The following is a 15,250-nucleotide window of genomic DNA, read 5'->3' as shown; positions in this document are numbered from 1 at the left end:
CGAGGACGAGGGCGCCTGTGGACGGCGCGGCTCAGGCGAGCGGCGTCCAGGCGTCGACCCAGGTCAGCTCGTCGAACCCGAAGGCGAGGGCAGCCTCCCGCAGCGCGCCCGGCACGAGCTCGCGCTCCGCGCGCAGGACGAGCCGCCCGTCCACGTTCACCACGGAGAGCGCGACGAGCGACCCGGGACCGGGATCGCGCTCGAGCGGGACGTCGACCCGCGCGCCGCCGATCGTCTCGACGCGCAGCGCCCCGCTCCACGCGAGGTGGGCCGCCGTCGGCGAGAACCCGAGCACGACCAGACGAGCCAGGCGGGGGGTCTGGCGCAGGTCCACGAGGAACCCGCGGTCGACCGCCTGCACGACCGGTCGCCGGGTCCCCGCGGGCACCACCGTCATGCCCCGGTTGTGGTCGAGCAGCACCGTCTCCCCCGTGGTCAGGTGCGCGAACGCCGCGAGCCGGAAGTCGCCGACCGCCTGCGAGACCGCCGACGTCACGCGCAGCGCCCCGACGCCCGACTGCACGCGGGTCAGCGCGATCGTCGGGCGGTCGCGGGACAGCAGCGTCGGCCGGCCGACGACCACGCCCTCGGGCTCGTAGCCGAGCACCGCGTCGCCGCGGGACGCCGCGGGGCGTCGACGAGCGGGTGCGGCCGGTGCCGGGGCGGGTCCGGTCGCCGACAGGTCAAGCGAGGGTGCGACGGGCGCGGTCGACGAGCCGAGGTCCAGCGACGCCGCCGGGGTGCGGGCCCGCGAGGACGCCGCGGGAGGAGCGGGCGACGAGAGGTCCAACGACGGCGAGGCCGACGGGCGCGCGGGTGCGTGCGCGGCAGGGGCCGACGACGAGAGGTCCAGCGACGCGGCCGGACGCGCGGGCGCGGACAGGTCGAGCGACGACGCCGCAGGAGCCGTCGGCCGCGACAGGTCCAGCCCGCCCGAGGGTGCGTGCGCCGCCGACGGCTGCGCCGGCCGCGACCCCGGAGCCGGCCTCCCCGCGTGCCGCAGGTCCACCTTCACGGGTGCGGCGACGGGCGCCCTCCGCAGCGCCCGGTGGCGCAGCCAGGGCAGGTCGGTCCGCGCCGGCGCGCGCGTCGGGTCCGGCAGCATCACAGCCCGATGCCGTGGTCGGCCGCGATCCCGACGACGCCGTTCGGGTACCCCTGCCCGACGACCTTGAACTTCCACCCGCCCTCGTGCCGGTACAGCTCCCCGAGCACGAGCCCGGTCTCGCCCGACAGGGCAGGGGCGAGGTTCTCCGAGCGCACCAGCTCGGCGCCGCCCGCGAGGTCGAGGACGCGGATCCGCGCGTCGCGCAGCTGGCCGAGCGTGCGGCGGTGGCCCATCCCCTCGTTGAGGTAGGCGACGACGACGATGCGGTGCACCGCCGCGGGCACGTCCTCGAGGTCCACCTCGACCTGCTCGACGTCCCCGCCCGCGGCCGCGGCCAGCTGGGTGACCGACAGGTCGGGCTCGCTGAGCTGGTTGAAGAACACCATGTGCTCGTCGGACAGCACCTTGTGGTCGTCGTCGCACAGGAGCGTGGCGACCACCAGGTTGTCGTTGAGCACGGGCTCGGACGAGGAGAGCGCGACGCCGAGGACGACGCCCCTCAGGTTCGGGATCTCGCGCGTGAGGGCGGCGTTGGATCCGCGCTTCATGGGTGCTGCCGGCATCAGGGTCTCTTCGGGATCACAGGTCGAGGTCGGAACGGTGGAACTTCGTCTGCAGGAACCGGCCCTGCGTCATCAGTGCGTCGGCGTCCTGCTCGCGGGTGGCGACCAGCGTGGCCGCCACGGACGTCTGCAGCGCGTCGATCTGCATCATGAGCGACTGCGTCGGGCTGTGCCCGTCGGAGCGCGGGACGTCGCGCGCCTCCGGCTCGAGGGCCAGGTACCCGCGCAGCGTCGTCGGCAGGTAGTCCCCGACGACGCCGCGCACGCTGATCACCGCGTACACGTCGAGCGGGCGCACCGCGGCGCTGTCGACGACCTCGGTGAGCGTGTCCGTGAGCATGCGCGCGTTGACGAGCGCCGCGGGGGGCAGCGCTCCGGCGCGCGCGTTGACGTACCGCACGAGCTCGTCGACCGCGGCCTGCAGGGCGGCCGGGCTGTCCTCGTCGGGCTCGGGCGCCTGCTGCTCGTCAGGCTCGTCGTCGCCGCGCAGCCGCGCCAGCCAGCTCACGTGGTCCTCCGCCGGGCGCTGGGTGTCAGGACGCGTTCCCCTCGCGCGAACGGGTGCGCTCGAGGTAGGGCTGAGCGCGCTCGATCTGCCCCTCGAGGGCGGTCACGGTCTGGGCCATCGAGTCGACCGACTGCGCACGGAACGTGTCCAGCGCGTCCATCGTCGCGAACACGTTGTCGAACGCGGCCTGCAGCTTCGCGACGTCGATCGTCGACTCCGACGCCTGCTGGTTGATCGCGGCGCCCTGCTGGCGCAGCTGCACCGACGTGGACTCGATGAGGTTCGAGGTCACCGTGTTCAGGGCCGTGATCTGGTCGAGCACGAGCTTCTGGCGCGAGAGGGCCTGCGAGACGATCACGGCGGTCCGCAGCGCGGCGATCGTGGTGGTCTGCGCGCGGTCGACGCCCTTGATGAGCTCGAGGTTGTTGCGGCGCACCAGGTCGAGGGCCATGTAGCCCTGCACGCTGACGGCCATCTGCGTCATGAAGTCCTGGCGACGCTGACGCACCGGGAACAGTGCGTCGGACCGCAGCGCGTCGGCGTCCTCCTGGCGGCCGGCGGCCTCGAGCTGGGCGACCTTGCCCTCGATCTCGGAGTCGAGCGCCGCCGCCAGCGAGTTGTACTCGGCCAGCTTGCCCATCGAGGTCCAGAGGTTCGTCTTCTCGGTCTCGATCGCCGCGTTGTCCTTGCGCAGCTCGTCCTGGCCGGACGCGAGCGCCTTGATGATCGCGTCGATGTGCGACTGCGCGGACTGGTACCGCGCGAAGTACGCGTCGACCTTGTTGCCGCCCGGGATCCACTTGAGGACCTTCTTGATGCCCGTCAGGTCGGCGCGGTTCGGGTCGAGGTCGGTGACCGTGGTCCGCAGGTCGACGAGCGTGTTCGCCACCCGCGTCTGCGCGTCGCCGTCCTTGCCCTTCGAACCCTTGGCGATCGTCGCGGGCCGGTCGAGCATGCGGCTCGAGACCGACGCGGACGCGCGCATCTCCTGCTCGCCCATCGACGTGATCGCAGCGACCTTCTGCGTGAACTCGGGCGACTTGGCGTCGATCGAGGTGAGGTCCGTGACGAACGCCGTGGCCTTCGCGCGGAGCTCGAGCTCCTTGCCTGCCTCGAGCGGGACCGCGGAGGCCGCCTCCTCCTGCTTGACGACCACGACCGGCGCGGGCGGCGTCAGGACGAGTCCGCCGGCGGGGGCGGGAGCGGCAGCCGGCGTGGCGGTCGGCGTGGCACCGAGGTCGAGCTCGGACATCTGTGGCCTCCAGAACGATGGGGTGGTTCCACCCTCGATGCTAGAGCCCTCCGCGCACGCGCGGGCTCGCTCACCCGATCGGCTTGCACGCTGAGAGCGAAGTTCGACCGCGAAGGCGCGTCGGGATGAATACGGTGGGGGTAGCACCACGCGCGTGCCAGGACGGCCGCGCCCCGACGACGGGGGACACGCCCTCGTCGCTGAGTCCAGGAGGACACATGAGCGTCAGCCTCTCCAAGGGTGGGAACGTCAGCCTCACGAAGGCGGCCCCCGGCCTGACTTCCGTCGTCGTCGGTCTCGGCTGGGACCTGCGCACGACGACGGGCGCCGACTTCGACCTCGACGCGTCGGCCCTCCTGCTCGACGCCGGCGGCAAGGTGCCCACGGACCAGCACTTCGTGTTCTTCAACAACCTCAAGAGCCCGGACGGCTCGGTCGAGCACCTGGGCGACAACCTCACGGGCGAGGGCGAGGGCGACGACGAGCAGGTCAAGGTCGACCTGTCGGTCGTCCCCGCCGAGGTCGACAAGATCGTCTTCCCCGTCTCGATCTACGACGCCGACTCGCGCGGCCAGAGCTTCGGTCAGGTCCGCAACGCGTTCATCCGCGTGATCAACGGCGACGGCAGCGGCGAGATCGCGCGCTACGACCTGTCGGAGGACGCGTCGACCGAGACCGCGATGGTCTTCGGCGAGCTCTACCGCAACGGCAGCGAGTGGAAGTTCCGCGCCGTGGGCCAGGGCTACGCCTCGGGCCTGGCGGGCATCGCCCGCGACTTCGGCGTCACCCTCTGATCCTGCGACGAGCGGAAAGGCACGCACCGTGAGCATCACGCTGGCCAAGGGAGGGAACGTCTCCCTGAGCAAGGAGGCGCCCAACCTCACCGCCGTCCTCGTCGGCCTGGGCTGGGACGCCCGCACGACGAGCGGGCAGGACTTCGACCTCGACGCGAGCGCGCTCCTGCTCGGGGCGAGCGGCAAGGTCCTGTCGGACGCGCACTTCATCTTCTACAACCAGCTCGCCTCCCCCGACGGGACCGTCGAGCACACCGGTGACAACCGCACGGGCGAGGGCGAGGGCGACGACGAGTCGGTCAAGCTCGACCTCGCACGGATGTCCCCGGACGTCGACCGGATCGTCTTCCCGGTCTCGATCCACGACGCCGAGGCGCGTCACCAGAGCTTCGGGCAGGTCCGCAACGCGTTCATCCGGATCGTCAACCAGGCCGACGGCCAGGAGATCGCGCGCTACGACCTGACCGAGGACGCGTCGACCGAGACCGCGATGATCTTCGGCGAGGTGTACCGCTACGGCGCCGAGTGGAAGTTCCGCGCGGTCGGCCAGGGGTACGACACCGGGCTGCTCGGCATCGTCCGGGACTTCGGGGTCAACGTCGGCTGAGGCGGGTTCACCTAGAATCCGCAGCGAACCGCTGCCCCTCCTCGACGGAACGAGACAACGTTGCTTCGCATCTTCGGCTGGTCGATCGGCGTCACGATCGTGTCGCTCGGTGTCGCCTACGTCTACGGCGGCTGGTCGGCCTTCGCCCTCTGCCTGATCCTCGGCGTGCTCGAGGTCTCCCTGTCGTTCGACAACGCGGTGGTCAACGCCACCGTGCTGCAGCGGATGAGCGCCTTCTGGCAGCAGATCTTCCTGACGATCGGCGTCATCATCGCCGTCTTCGGCATGCGCCTGGTGTTCCCCCTGCTCATCGTCGGCATCACGGCGGACCTGGGCCCGATCGAGGCGCTCAACCTCGCGATGGAGAAGGGCGACCCGGAGGAGCCGGGCACCTACGGGTACCTGCTCAACCAGGCCCACCCGCAGATCGCGGCGTTCGGCGGGATGTTCCTGCTCATGCTGTTCCTCAACTACATCTTCGAGGAGCGGGAGATCACCTGGCTGACCTGGCTCGAGAAGCCGCTGGCCAAGATCGGCAAGCTCGACCAGCTCTCCGTCGTCATCTCGGGCATCGCGCTCGTCCTGGCGGCCGAGCTCCTCGCCGACGACCCGGCGGTCGTCATGGTCTCCGGGGTGCTCGGCATGATCACGTACATCGCGGTCAACGGGCTCGGCACCCTCTTCGAGGGCGCAGGTGCCGAGGACGCTGCGGAGACGAGCTCGAGCGGCGGCCCGACCGAGGTCGCCAAGGCCACCGGCAAGGCCGCGTTCTTCCTGTTCCTCTACCTCGAGGTGCTCGACGCGTCGTTCTCGTTCGACGGTGTCGTCGGAGCGTTCGCGATCACCGCCGACCCGATCATCATCGCGCTGGGCCTCGGCTTCATCGGCGCGATGTTCGTCCGGTCGATCACCGTGTACCTGGTCCGCAAGGGCACCCTCGCCGAGTACGTCTACCTCGAGCACGGCGCGCACTGGGCCATCGGCGCGCTCGCCGTGATCCTGCTCGTGAGCATCGGCGTGCACGTCGACGAGATCGTCACGGGCCTCGTCGGCGTCGCGTTCATCGGCGCCGCGTTCGCGTCCTCGGTCGTCCGCAACCGTCGGCACGCCGACGAGGACCACCTCATCCACGTCGGCTGACGCCGGCACCCGCAGCACCACCGACGAAGGGCACCACGTCATGTCGATCAGCCTGAGCAAGGGTCAGACCGTCTCGCTGCAGAAGTCGGACGGGGGCGGCCTCACCCGCGTCCGCATGGGCCTCGGCTGGGACGCGCAGAAGGTCAAGGGCCTGTTCGGCAAGGTCAAGGAGAAGTCCGTCGACCTCGACGCGTCGGCCCTGCTGTTCGACTCCTCCGGCAAGCTCGTCGACCAGGTGTGGTTCAGCCAGCTGCGCAGCAAGGACGGCGCGCTGCAGCACCTGGGCGACAACCTCACGGGCCGCGGCGACGGCGACGACGAGTCGATCGTCGTCGACCTGGCGGCCGTGGACCCCGCCGTGACGCAGCTGGTCTTCGTCGTCAGCAGCTACACGGGCCAGTCGTTCAGCGCGATCGAGAACGCGTTCTGCCGCCTCATCGACTCGAGCAACGAGCAGGAGGTCGCCCGGTACGACCTGTCCGGCTCGGGCGCGCACACCGCCCAGATCATGGCCAAGGTCGTGCGCAGCGGGGCCGGCTGGACGATGACCGCCCTGGGCGTCAAGACGAACGGGCGCACGATCAAGGACCTGACCGGCGCGGTCGCGCAGGTCCTCTGACCGAAGCAGGAGCGAGGCGCGGCACCCGGACCGGGTACCGCGCCTCGCGTGCGTCAGGGGGTCAGCGGCTGGTGCCGACGACGTCCACGACGAAGACCAGGACGTCGCCGCCCTTGATGCCGGCCTGCGGCACGCCGCGGTCGCCGTAGCCCAGGTGCGACGGGATCGACAGCAGCACGCGGGAGCCGACCTGCTGGCCGACGAGGCCCTCGTCCCACCCGGCGATGACGGCGCCGACGCCGATGGGGAAGCTGATCGACTCGCCACGGTCGTAGGAGTTGTCGAACACCCCGCCGTTCCAGGACTGGCCGAGGTAGTGCACCTCGATGTTGTCGCCGGCCTCGACGAGCTCGCCGTCGCCGCGGGACAGGACCAGGACCTCGAGCTCGCCGGACGCGGCGTCCGCGGGGAACGCGAGCGTGGGCTTCTGGCCGTAGGAACCCGAGACCTCGGGCAGTGCAGCGGACATGCGGATGTCTCCTCGGTTCGACTCGTGCACCCGATGCGGTGCGGACCCATCGTGCCCCAGGGGACCCACAAACGCGCACTCTTGCCATCTGTGGCTAATGGCATTAGCTTTGCATCCATGACCTCCACCCAGCACCTCCAGCGGCCCGAGGGCCGCGTCGCGTTCACCGTCGAGGGACCGGCCGACGGCCCTCTCGTCGTCCTCGTCCCGGGCATGGGGGACCTGCGCAGCACCTGGCGCGCGACCACCCCGGCCCTCGTCGATGCCGGCTACCGCGTCGCCGTCACGGACCTGCGCGGCCACGGCGACTCCGACACCACGTTCGCCACCCACGGCGACGTGGCCACGGCCTCCGACGTCGTGGCCCTGCTCGAGCACCTGGGCGGCACCGCGGTGCTCGTCGGGAACTCGATGGGCGCGGGCGCCGTCGCGCTCGTCGCTGCGGACCGGCCCGAGCTCGTCGCCGGGCTCGTCCTGACCGGCCCGTTCCTGCGCGACCCGACGCTCAGCCGGACCAGCCGCGCGATCATCCGGGCCTCCTACTCCGTGCTGTTCGCCCGCCTCTGGGGAGCCCGCGTCTGGGCGCGCTACTACCGCGGCACGCTCAACAAGGGCCGCACCGCGCCCTGGCTCGACGAGCACGTCGCCGACCTGCGTGCGGCGATGTCCGACCCCGCGCACCTGCGCCAGTTCCGCACGCTGTGCCGCCAGCTGACCCACGCCCCGGTCGAGGCGCGCGTCGCCGACGTGCAGGCCCCCGCGCTCGCGTTCGTCGGGACCCTGGACCCGGACTTCACCGACCCGGCTGCCGAGGGCGCCTGGATCGGCACCGCGATCGGCGCGGACGTCGTGATGCTCGAGGGCGTGGCGCACTACCCGCAGCACCAGGCCCCGGAGGTCGTGGTCCCGCGGACGCTCGCGTTCCTCGCGGAGCTGCCGCGGGCCGAGGCCGGCGCGTTCGTGGCCGGGCTGCGTGCCTAGGGCCGGGCTCGACCGGGCCGCGGTCGTCCGGCTCGGGCTCGAGGTGGTCGACACCGACGGCTGGCCGGGGCTCACGCTCGCGGCCGTCGCCGCCCGCGCGGGCGTCGCCGTGCCGAGCCTCTACAAGCACGTCGCCGGCCTGCCCGCACTCCGGCTCGCGGTGGTGGCGACCTGCGTCGACGAGGTCGCGGCCCTGCTGACCGACGCACGCGGCGAGCGCACCGGCGCCGAGGCGGTGCGCGTGATGGCCGGCGCCCTGCGCGCGTACGGGCGCGCGCGCCCCGGCCGCTACCTCGCCACGCAGGGCGCGTGGGCGGGCGTCCCCGAGGCCGACGAGATCCGCCGGGCCGGCGCCGCCGCGGTCGGGCTGATCGCCGAGGCCGTCGCGCACCTCGACGTCCCCGAGGCCCACCGCATCGACGCCGTCCGGGCCGTGCGCGCTGCGGTGCACGGCTTCGTGATGCTCGAGATGGACGGCGGCTTCGGCATGCCCGAGGACGTCGACGCGAGCTTCGACTACCTCGTCGACCGGCTCGTCGCGGGGCTGGAGGCCGCGAGCAGGTCTCGCAGCCAGCGCAGCTGACGGTCGAGCTGGAACCCCTGACCGCCCTCGTGCCCGTTGTGCGCGTAGACCTCGATGTCCGTGGCCGGCCGCGCGCCGAGCCCCGCGTAGTGGTTGTACGCCGCGTACACGGTCGACGGCGGGCAGGTCTCGTCGCGCAGGGCGACCGAGAACAGCGCGGGCGCGGTCGCGCGGCGGGCGAAGTGCACGCCGTCGAGGTACGACATCGTGCGGAACACGCGGTCCTCCTGGTCGCGGTGCACGGCGAGGTACTGCGTGAGCTCGTTGTGCGGCATCCCGTCGCTGATCGCGACCGCGCGGCGGTAGTGGCACAGGAACGGCACGTCGGGCATGACGGCGACGAGGTCGTCGGCCAGGCCGGCGACCGCGAGCGCGAGCCCGCCACCCTGGCTGATGCCCGCCACGGCGACGCGGGCCGGGTCGACCCCCGGCACCGCTCGGACCGCGTCGACGGCGCGGACGGCGTCGGTGATGAGGCGACGGTAGTAGTGCTCGCCCGGGTCGTGGATGCCGCGGGTCATGACGCCCGGCGCTGCGGGTCCGCTGCCCGCGGGGTCGGGCGTGTGGCCCCCGGTCCCCCACGTCGAGCCCTGCCCCCGGGTGTCCATGAGCAGGTGGACGTAGCCGGCCGCGGCCCACGCGAGGTGCTCGTGCGCGAAGCCGCGCCCGCCGCCGTAGCCGACGAACTCGACCACTGCGGGCAACGGTTCGGCGACGCCTGCCGGCCGGGTCAGCCACGCCTTGATGGGGTCGCCCGCGAAGCCGGCGAACGTCACGTCGAGCACGTCGATCGCGGTCAGGCCCGCGTCGACGGGGGTGAGCGTCAGGCCGAGGTCGTGGGTCCGGGTCTCGCGCAGCGTGGCCGCCCAGAACTCGTCGAAGTCCCCCGGTTCGTCGAGCGCGGGCAGGTAGCGCTCGAGCTCGGGCAGGGGCAGGTCGAACAGGGCCATCGTTCTCCTTCGGACGGGCGGTCGACCCGACCATAGGCGCTGGTCAGCGCGCGAGGAAGCCGAGCAGGTCGTGCCGGGTCAGCACCCCGACGGGCTGCCCGTCGTCGACCACCATGAGCGCGTCGTCCTTCTCCAGCGCGGCGCGCGCGGACGTCACGGACTCGCCGGAGCCGATCAGGGGCAGGGGCGCCGACATGTGCCGGTCGACGCGGTCGGACAGCGCAGCCGCGCCGGAGAACACCGCGTCGAGCAGCACACGCTCGCTCACGGACCCGGCCACCTCGCCGATCTTCACGGGCGGCTCCGCGCCGACGACGGGCATCTGCGAGACGCCGTACTCGTGCAGGATCTCGATCGCGTCGCGCACGGTCTCGTTCGGGTGGGTGTGCACCAGCGCGGGCAGCTCGCCGGTCTTGGTCCGCACGACGTCGGCGACCGTCGCGCCCTCGTCGGCCGCCAGGAACCCGTAGGAGCGCATCCAGGAGTCGTTGAAGATCTTGGACAGGTAGCCGCGCCCGCCGTCGGGCAGGATCACGACGATGACGGCCCGGGCCGCCGCCGCTGGGTCCTCGTCCTCGAGCTCGCGGGCGACCCGCAGCGCCGCCTCCACGGCCATGCCGCACGAGCCCCCGACGAGCAGCGCCTCCTCGCGCGCGAGCCGCCGCGTCATGGCGAAGGAGTCCGCGTCGGAGACGGCGACGATCCGGTCCGGGACGGTCGGGTCGTACGCCGTCGGCCAGAAGTCCTCCCCCACGCCCTCGACGAGGTAGGGCCGTCCGTCGCCGCCGGAGTACACGGACCCCTGCGGGTCCGCCCCGACCACGACGACGCGCCCGTCCGAGACGTCGTGCAGGTAGCGGCCCGTGCCGGTGATGGTGCCGCCGGTGCCGACGCCGGCGACGAGGTGCGTGAGCCGCCCGCCCGTGTCGGCCCAGATCTCGGGGCCGGTCGACGCGTAGTGGCTCGCCGGGCCGTGCGCGTTGGCGTACTGGTTGGGCTTCCACGCCCCCTCGATCTCGCGCACCAGCCGGTCGGACACGGAGTAGTACGAGTCGGGGTGGCCGGGAGCCACCGCGGTCGGGGTCACGACGACCTCCGCCCCGTAGGCACGCAGCACGTCGCGCTTGTCCTGGCTGACCTTGTCCGGGCAGACGAACACGCAGCGGTAGCCCTTGCGCTGCGCGACCAGCGCGATGCCGACTCCCGTGTTGCCGCTGGTCGGCTCGACGATCGTGCCGCCCGGCCGTAGCTCGCCCGACTCCTCGGCTGCCTCGATCATCGCGAGCGCGATCCGGTCCTTCACGGACCCGCCCGGGTTGAGGTACTCGACCTTGGCCAGGATGGTGGCCGACAAGCCCTCGGTGACGGACTGCAGGCGGACCAGCGGCGTGCCGCCCACCAGCTCGCTGACGTGCTCGGCGTATCTCACCCGGCCAGCCTCGCCCGGATCGGCCGCTCGTGCCAGACGGCCGCCCCGGACACGCCAAAGGCCCCCGGGAACACGGCACCGGGGGCCCTCAGCGAGCAGGAGCTAGTTGCGGTTCAGCATCGCGAACAGGCGCAGGAACTCCAGGTACAGCCAGACGAGCGTCACGATGAGGCCGAACGCCGCGGTCCAGGCGAACTTGGCCGGGGCGCCGTGCTCGACGCCGCGCTTGATCGAGTCGAAGTCCATGATCAGGCAGGCCGACGCGAGACCCACCGCGAACAGCCCGGCGAGGATGCCCCAGCCGCCGTTGCGCAGCGGCCCGAAGCCGTCGCTCGTCATGAAGAACGACAGGACCACGTTGACCAGCGAGAACACCAGGTAGCCGACCATCGAGATGAGCAGCCACTTGGTGAACTTGGGCGTGACGCGGACCTTGCCCGAGCGGAACAGGAACAGCGCGGCGGCGAACGTCGCGATGGTCGCGATGACCGCCTGCAGCACGATCGGCTGCGCGGTGCCGTCGACCGTTCCGGGGACCGCCCAGTTCTGGAACAGGTAGCTGATGCCACCGACGAAAACACCCTGCGCGAGCGTGTAGGCGATGATCAGCGGCGGGCTGGGCTCGCGGCGGAACGAGTTGACCAGGCCGAGGACGAGGCCGACGATCGCGCCGACGACGTAGAGCCACGGGTAGTCGGGCGTGATGGCCCACGTGCCGGCGGCCACGACGACGAGCAGCGCGAGCAGCCCGCCGGTCTTCATGATCACGTCGTCGTACGTGAGGCGACCCGTCTCGCGCGGCGTGGCGCTCGGGCTGCCGTACATCTTCTCGAGCGTCACCGCGTCGATCGTCGACTCGGGCGCGGCCGTACGGCCGTTGGCGCCCTTGCGGGCATTCGGGTCCTGGAAGACAGGACTGCTGTTGAAGACGGGATTGGCCACGGGACGCTCCTGGGTGTCTCGGCCTGAAAACTGTGCTCTCACCGTAGCGAACGGCTGGGACACCCCCAAGGTTCCCTCGTCCTTTCGGCCGATCCCTGAGCCGGATATCGGGGGAAAACCTGAGGGACAAGCGACCCCGCGCGCCCGTAGGGTCGTCGCTGTGATGCCACCGACGCAAGGACGAACACGATGATCGAGGCACAGGGCCTGACCAAGCGATACGGGGAGAAGACGGCCGTCAACGGCATCTCCTTCACCGTCCAGCCGGGCAAGGTCACCGGCTTCCTCGGCCCGAACGGGGCCGGCAAGTCCACCACGATGCGCATGATCATGGGCCTGGACAAGCCGTCCGCCGGCACCGTCACGGTGAACGGCGCGGCGTACGCCACGTTCCGCTCGCCGCTGACCGAGGTCGGCGCGCTGCTCGAGGCGAAGGCCGTCCACACCGGCCGCAGCGCCCGCAACCACCTGCGCGCGCTCGCCGCGACGCACGGCATCCCCGACAAGCGCGTCGACGAGGTCATCGAGATGACCGGCCTGACCGCCGTGGCCAAGCGCCGCGTCGGCGGCTTCTCGCTCGGCATGGGCCAGCGGCTGGGCATCGCGTCCGCGCTGCTCGGCGACCCGCGCACGCTGATCCTCGACGAGCCGGTCAACGGTCTCGACCCCGAGGGCGTGCTCTGGGTGCGCAACCTGGTCAAGTACCTCGCGGGCGAGGGCCGCACGGTCTTCCTGTCCTCGCACCTCATGACCGAGATGGCGCTGACCGCCGACCACCTCATCGTCATCGGCCGCGGCCACATCATCGCGGACGGGCCGGTCGACGAGATCATCGCCCGCAGCACCAAGGCGACGGTCCGGGTGCGCACCCCGCACCCCGATCAGCTCGCCGCGGCGCTCGTCGGGCCCGAGGTCACGGTCACGCCGAAGGACGGCGGGCTGCTCGAGGTGTTCGGGGCCACGGCCGAGCAGATCGGTGACGCCGCGGCTGCCGCCCACCTGACGCTGCACGAGCTCACGCCGCTCAGCGGCTCCCTCGAGGAGGCGTACATGAGCCTCACGGCCGACGAGGTGGAGTACCGCTCCGACTCGCCGATCCCGACCACCGCTCCCGCTCCCACCACCGAGGAGGTCGCCCGATGAGCACGGTCACCGCTCCCGCCCCGGCACGCCCGGCCACCACGGCGCACCTGTCCTTCCCTCGCCTGCTGCGCTCGGAGTGGATCAAGTTCTGGACCGTGCGCTCTGCGGCCTGGTCGCTGTCGATCTTCTTCGTCGTCACGGTCGCGCTCGTCGCGCTCATCAGCCTCGCGGTCGTCAGCTCGAGCCCGAACGACGGTCCGCCCGGACCCGACGACGTGCTCGCGCCCTTCAACGTCGCGGCCCAGCTCGGCCAGGTCGCGCTCGTCGTCCTCGCCGCCCTGGCGATCACCGGCGAGTACACGACCGGCATGATCCGCTCGAGCCTGACCGCGGCCCCGCGGCGCACGCCTGTCCTGTGGGCGAAGCTCCTCGTTCTCACCGTCGTGTTCTTCGTCGTGGCCATCGTGGCGAACGCGCTGGGTGCCCTGCTGCAGCAGCTGTTCTTCAGCGACGACCTGCCGCTGGACCTCAGCGACCCGCAGATCCTGCGGGCCCTGTTCGGCACGGCGCTGTACACGACGACGATCGCCCTGCTGTCGTTCGCTTTCGGTGCGCTCGTCCGGCACTCGGCGGCTGCGATCGCGATCGTGCTGGGCGCTCTGCTCGTCCTGCCTCTGCTGTTCCAGATCCCGTGGAAGCCGCTGCAGGAGATGCAGCCGTTCCTGCCCGGCATCGCCGGCAGCACCATCACGCAGACCGACGCGCAGGTGGAGGCCGGCTGGGACCAGTTCCCCCCCGGAGTCGCCCACCTGACCGCGTGGGAGGGGTACGCCGTTCTGGCCGCCTACCTCGTCGTCGTCCTCGTGGCCGCGCTGGTCCGCCTCAAGAAGTCCGACGCCTGACCTGAGCAGCACGAAGGCCCGCACCGTGTCCGTCGGTGCGGGCCTTCGTCGTGCTGGCGGTCAGACCAGCTCGAGCGCCTCCTCGGCGCTGCCCTCGGCGGCCTCGGCGCCCTTGTTCCACCGCGACCACAGGACCTTCTCCCCCACGTTGCGGGCCATCATGTGGCCGAACGCGAAGAACGTCAGGACGCCCACGGCGAGCACGCCGATGGCGACCCAGAAGGGCGAGGCGAGGCTCACGTTCTCGGCGAGCAGGCCGGCGACGACCGGCGCGGGGGCGGCGAAGCCCCAGCGGATGAGGTTGAACGCGCCCGTGGTCACGCGGCGGTCGGGCGAGCCGGTCGCCAGCGCCAGGTCCGTGAGGTTGGCGTTCGCGATACCCATGCAGATGCCGGAAATGACCAGGAAGACGATCGTCTGGAGCGTGCTGTGCGAGGTCGCGAGGCCGAACAGCGCACCGAAGAGCACGATGATCGCGAACCCGACGGTCTGCACCGCACCGAACCGGTGGGCCAGCCGGTGGCCGATGACGAGGATGCCGAACGCGAGCCCGATCCCCCAGCCGGTGAACACCAGGCCCAGCTGCACGACGCCCAGGCCCAGGAACACGGGCGTGAAGCCGAGCACGATGAAGAAGACGAAGTTGTAGGTGCCCGTGATGACGCACAGCGCCACGAACGCGGGCTTCTTGAACGTCGCGAAGATGTTGCCGATGCGCAGCGGCGCGGGCATCACGTCGGGGTCCTTGAGCCGCGTCACGGACAGGGCCAGCGCGACGATCATGAACAGGCCGCAGAGCAGGAACGGCACGCGCCAGCTGATCTTGCCGAGCAGGCCGCCGATCAGCGGGCCGATCGCGAAGCCGAGGCCCACGCACGTCTCGAAGAGCTCGACGGCCCAGGCGCGGTCGTTGGCGAGCGAGACGAGCAGCACCATCGCGGTGGCGAAGAACATCGCGTTGCCGAGGCCCCACAGGCCGCGGAGCGCCGCAAGGCTGCCGATGCTCGTCGTGAACGACGCGGCGATGGCAGCCACGGCCACGACGCTGACCCCGACGGCGAGGATCTTCTTGTAGCCGAACTTCCCCGTCAGCATCACGGCGGGGATCATCCCGAGCGCCATCACCGCGATGTAGGCGGTGAACAGCAGCTCGATCTGCCAGGTGGTCGCCCCGAGGTCGGCGCCGATGGCGGGCAGGATCGGGTCGACGATCGCGATGCCCGCGATGGCGAAGAAGGCGGTGACCGTCGTCGCGTAGATCGCGGTCTTGTTGGGTTCGTTCCGGGCTGCCACGAGGATCCTTTATCTGTATGGGGCAGG

17 protein-coding genes are annotated in these 15,250 nt (G+C 71.5%); 8 read left to right on the top strand and 9 right to left on the bottom strand.

The genetic code is table 11. From position 1 onward, the window contains the following. Positions 1-31: 31 nt before the first annotated feature. Genes EDF34_RS15870 through EDF34_RS15855 form a run of 4 tightly spaced genes read right to left on the bottom strand, consistent with a single transcriptional unit; the run spans position 32 to position 3,431 of the window. Positions 32-1,105 carry a hypothetical protein gene (locus tag EDF34_RS15870; protein ID WP_123372490.1) on the bottom strand — a complete coding sequence of 358 codons (1,074 nt, stop codon included), beginning with the start codon at positions 1,103-1,105 and terminating at the stop codon, positions 32-34. Next, positions 1,105-1,671 (bottom strand): TerD family protein, encoded by a 567-nt coding sequence (locus tag EDF34_RS15865; RefSeq protein ID WP_123372489.1) that lies wholly within the window; start codon positions 1,669-1,671, stop codon positions 1,105-1,107. Before EDF34_RS15865 ends, EDF34_RS15870 begins: the two co-directional genes overlap by 1 nt. Positions 1,672-1,687: 16 nt before the next feature. Next, on the bottom strand, positions 1,688-2,179 hold the full coding sequence (locus EDF34_RS15860; RefSeq protein WP_123372488.1) for a hypothetical protein: 492 nt from the start codon (positions 2,177-2,179) through the stop codon (positions 1,688-1,690). Between the two features lie 25 nt (positions 2,180-2,204). Continuing rightward, positions 2,205-3,431 carry a toxic anion resistance protein gene (locus EDF34_RS15855; protein ID WP_123372487.1) on the bottom strand — a complete coding sequence of 409 codons (1,227 nt, stop codon included), beginning with the start codon at positions 3,429-3,431 and terminating at the stop codon, positions 2,205-2,207. A 218-nt stretch (positions 3,432-3,649) separates the two neighbouring features. Between EDF34_RS15855 and EDF34_RS15850 the strand changes: the two genes are divergently transcribed. Genes EDF34_RS15850 through EDF34_RS15835 form a run of 4 tightly spaced genes read left to right on the top strand, consistent with a single transcriptional unit; the run spans position 3,650 to position 6,591 of the window. Then, complete coding sequence (locus EDF34_RS15850) at positions 3,650-4,225, top strand: TerD family protein (protein ID WP_123372486.1); 576 nt, start codon at positions 3,650-3,652, stop codon at positions 4,223-4,225. Positions 4,226-4,253: 28 nt separating this feature from the next. Continuing rightward, positions 4,254-4,832, top strand: coding sequence for a TerD family protein (locus EDF34_RS15845; RefSeq protein ID WP_123372485.1), 579 nt, complete (start codon positions 4,254-4,256; stop codon positions 4,830-4,832). Between the two features lie 60 nt (positions 4,833-4,892). Beyond that, on the top strand, positions 4,893-5,972 hold the full coding sequence (locus tag EDF34_RS15840) for a DUF475 domain-containing protein (RefSeq protein WP_123372484.1): 1,080 nt from the start codon (positions 4,893-4,895) through the stop codon (positions 5,970-5,972). Between the two features lie 40 nt (positions 5,973-6,012). Beyond that, positions 6,013-6,591, top strand: coding sequence for a TerD family protein (locus EDF34_RS15835; protein WP_123372483.1), 579 nt, complete (start codon positions 6,013-6,015; stop codon positions 6,589-6,591). Between the two features lie 61 nt (positions 6,592-6,652). Here EDF34_RS15835 and EDF34_RS15830 read toward each other — a convergent pair whose 3' ends face one another. After that, positions 6,653-7,060 (bottom strand): FKBP-type peptidyl-prolyl cis-trans isomerase, encoded by a 408-nt coding sequence (locus EDF34_RS15830; protein ID WP_118767861.1) that lies wholly within the window; start codon positions 7,058-7,060, stop codon positions 6,653-6,655. A gap of 117 nt (positions 7,061-7,177) precedes the next feature. On the opposite strand from EDF34_RS15830, the gene EDF34_RS15825 reads away from it, so the two are divergent. Further along, complete coding sequence (locus tag EDF34_RS15825) at positions 7,178-8,041, top strand: alpha/beta fold hydrolase (protein ID WP_123372482.1); 864 nt, start codon at positions 7,178-7,180, stop codon at positions 8,039-8,041. After that, positions 8,034-8,624: a TetR/AcrR family transcriptional regulator gene (locus EDF34_RS15820; RefSeq protein WP_123372481.1), complete on the top strand. Its 591-nt coding sequence runs from the start codon at positions 8,034-8,036 to the stop codon at positions 8,622-8,624. Before EDF34_RS15825 ends, EDF34_RS15820 begins: the two co-directional genes overlap by 8 nt. Here the strand turns inward: EDF34_RS15820 and EDF34_RS15815 are convergent. The 3 genes from EDF34_RS15815 to EDF34_RS15805 form a co-directional block, all read right to left on the bottom strand. Then, a complete protein-coding gene (locus EDF34_RS15815; protein ID WP_123372480.1) occupies positions 8,558-9,574 on the bottom strand; it encodes an acetylxylan esterase in 1,017 nt (338 codons plus the stop codon). The genes EDF34_RS15820 and EDF34_RS15815 overlap by 67 nt on opposite strands. A gap of 43 nt (positions 9,575-9,617) precedes the next feature. Further along, positions 9,618-11,003 (bottom strand): cystathionine beta-synthase, encoded by a 1,386-nt coding sequence (locus EDF34_RS15810; RefSeq protein WP_123372479.1) that lies wholly within the window; start codon positions 11,001-11,003, stop codon positions 9,618-9,620. 102 nt (positions 11,004-11,105) lie between these two features. Then, positions 11,106-11,945, bottom strand: coding sequence for a Bax inhibitor-1/YccA family protein (locus EDF34_RS15805; protein ID WP_123372478.1), 840 nt, complete (start codon positions 11,943-11,945; stop codon positions 11,106-11,108). Positions 11,946-12,134: 189 nt separating this feature from the next. On the opposite strand from EDF34_RS15805, the gene EDF34_RS15800 reads away from it, so the two are divergent. Further along, the gene (locus EDF34_RS15800; RefSeq protein ID WP_123372477.1) at positions 12,135-13,088 is read left to right on the top strand and encodes an ABC transporter ATP-binding protein; all 954 of its coding nucleotides are present in this window, start codon (positions 12,135-12,137) and stop codon (positions 13,086-13,088) included. Beyond that, positions 13,085-13,930 (top strand): ABC transporter permease subunit, encoded by an 846-nt coding sequence (locus EDF34_RS15795; RefSeq protein WP_123372476.1) that lies wholly within the window; start codon positions 13,085-13,087, stop codon positions 13,928-13,930. The genes EDF34_RS15800 and EDF34_RS15795 overlap by 4 nt, the downstream gene beginning before the upstream one ends. A 60-nt stretch (positions 13,931-13,990) precedes the next feature. Here the strand turns inward: EDF34_RS15795 and EDF34_RS15790 are convergent, their stop codons facing one another. Continuing rightward, positions 13,991-15,223 carry an MFS transporter gene (locus tag EDF34_RS15790; protein WP_123372475.1) on the bottom strand — a complete coding sequence of 411 codons (1,233 nt, stop codon included), beginning with the start codon at positions 15,221-15,223 and terminating at the stop codon, positions 13,991-13,993. Between the last annotated feature and the right edge of the window lie 27 nt (positions 15,224-15,250).

This window comes from Cellulomonas sp. PhB150, from assembly GCF_003755175.1.
Lineage (GTDB): Bacteria > Actinomycetota > Actinomycetes > Actinomycetales > Cellulomonadaceae > Cellulomonas.
This window is presented reverse-complemented; position numbering and strand designations above follow the sequence as displayed.

What these genes read in the sequence shown, in the direction of transcription:
- EDF34_RS15850 (WP_123372486.1), top strand. Translation starts at nt 3,650, where the DNA reads ATGAGCGTCAGCCTCTCCAAGGGTGGGAACGTCAGCCTCACGAAGGCG.
- EDF34_RS15830 (WP_118767861.1), bottom strand. Translation starts at nt 7,060, where the DNA reads ATGTCCGCTGCACTGCCCGAGGTCTCGGGTTCCTACGGCCAGAAGCCC.
- EDF34_RS15865 (WP_123372489.1), bottom strand. Translation starts at nt 1,671, where the DNA reads ATGCCGGCAGCACCCATGAAGCGCGGATCCAACGCCGCCCTCACGCGC.
- EDF34_RS15835 (WP_123372483.1), top strand. Translation starts at nt 6,013, where the DNA reads ATGTCGATCAGCCTGAGCAAGGGTCAGACCGTCTCGCTGCAGAAGTCG.
- EDF34_RS15800 (WP_123372477.1), top strand. Translation starts at nt 12,135, where the DNA reads ATGATCGAGGCACAGGGCCTGACCAAGCGATACGGGGAGAAGACGGCC.
- EDF34_RS15855 (WP_123372487.1), bottom strand. Translation starts at nt 3,431, where the DNA reads ATGTCCGAGCTCGACCTCGGTGCCACGCCGACCGCCACGCCGGCTGCC.
- EDF34_RS15795 (WP_123372476.1), top strand. Translation starts at nt 13,085, where the DNA reads ATGAGCACGGTCACCGCTCCCGCCCCGGCACGCCCGGCCACCACGGCG.
- EDF34_RS15815 (WP_123372480.1), bottom strand. Translation starts at nt 9,574, where the DNA reads ATGGCCCTGTTCGACCTGCCCCTGCCCGAGCTCGAGCGCTACCTGCCC.
- EDF34_RS15870 (WP_123372490.1), bottom strand. Translation starts at nt 1,105, where the DNA reads ATGCTGCCGGACCCGACGCGCGCGCCGGCGCGGACCGACCTGCCCTGG.
- EDF34_RS15825 (WP_123372482.1), top strand. Translation starts at nt 7,178, where the DNA reads ATGACCTCCACCCAGCACCTCCAGCGGCCCGAGGGCCGCGTCGCGTTC.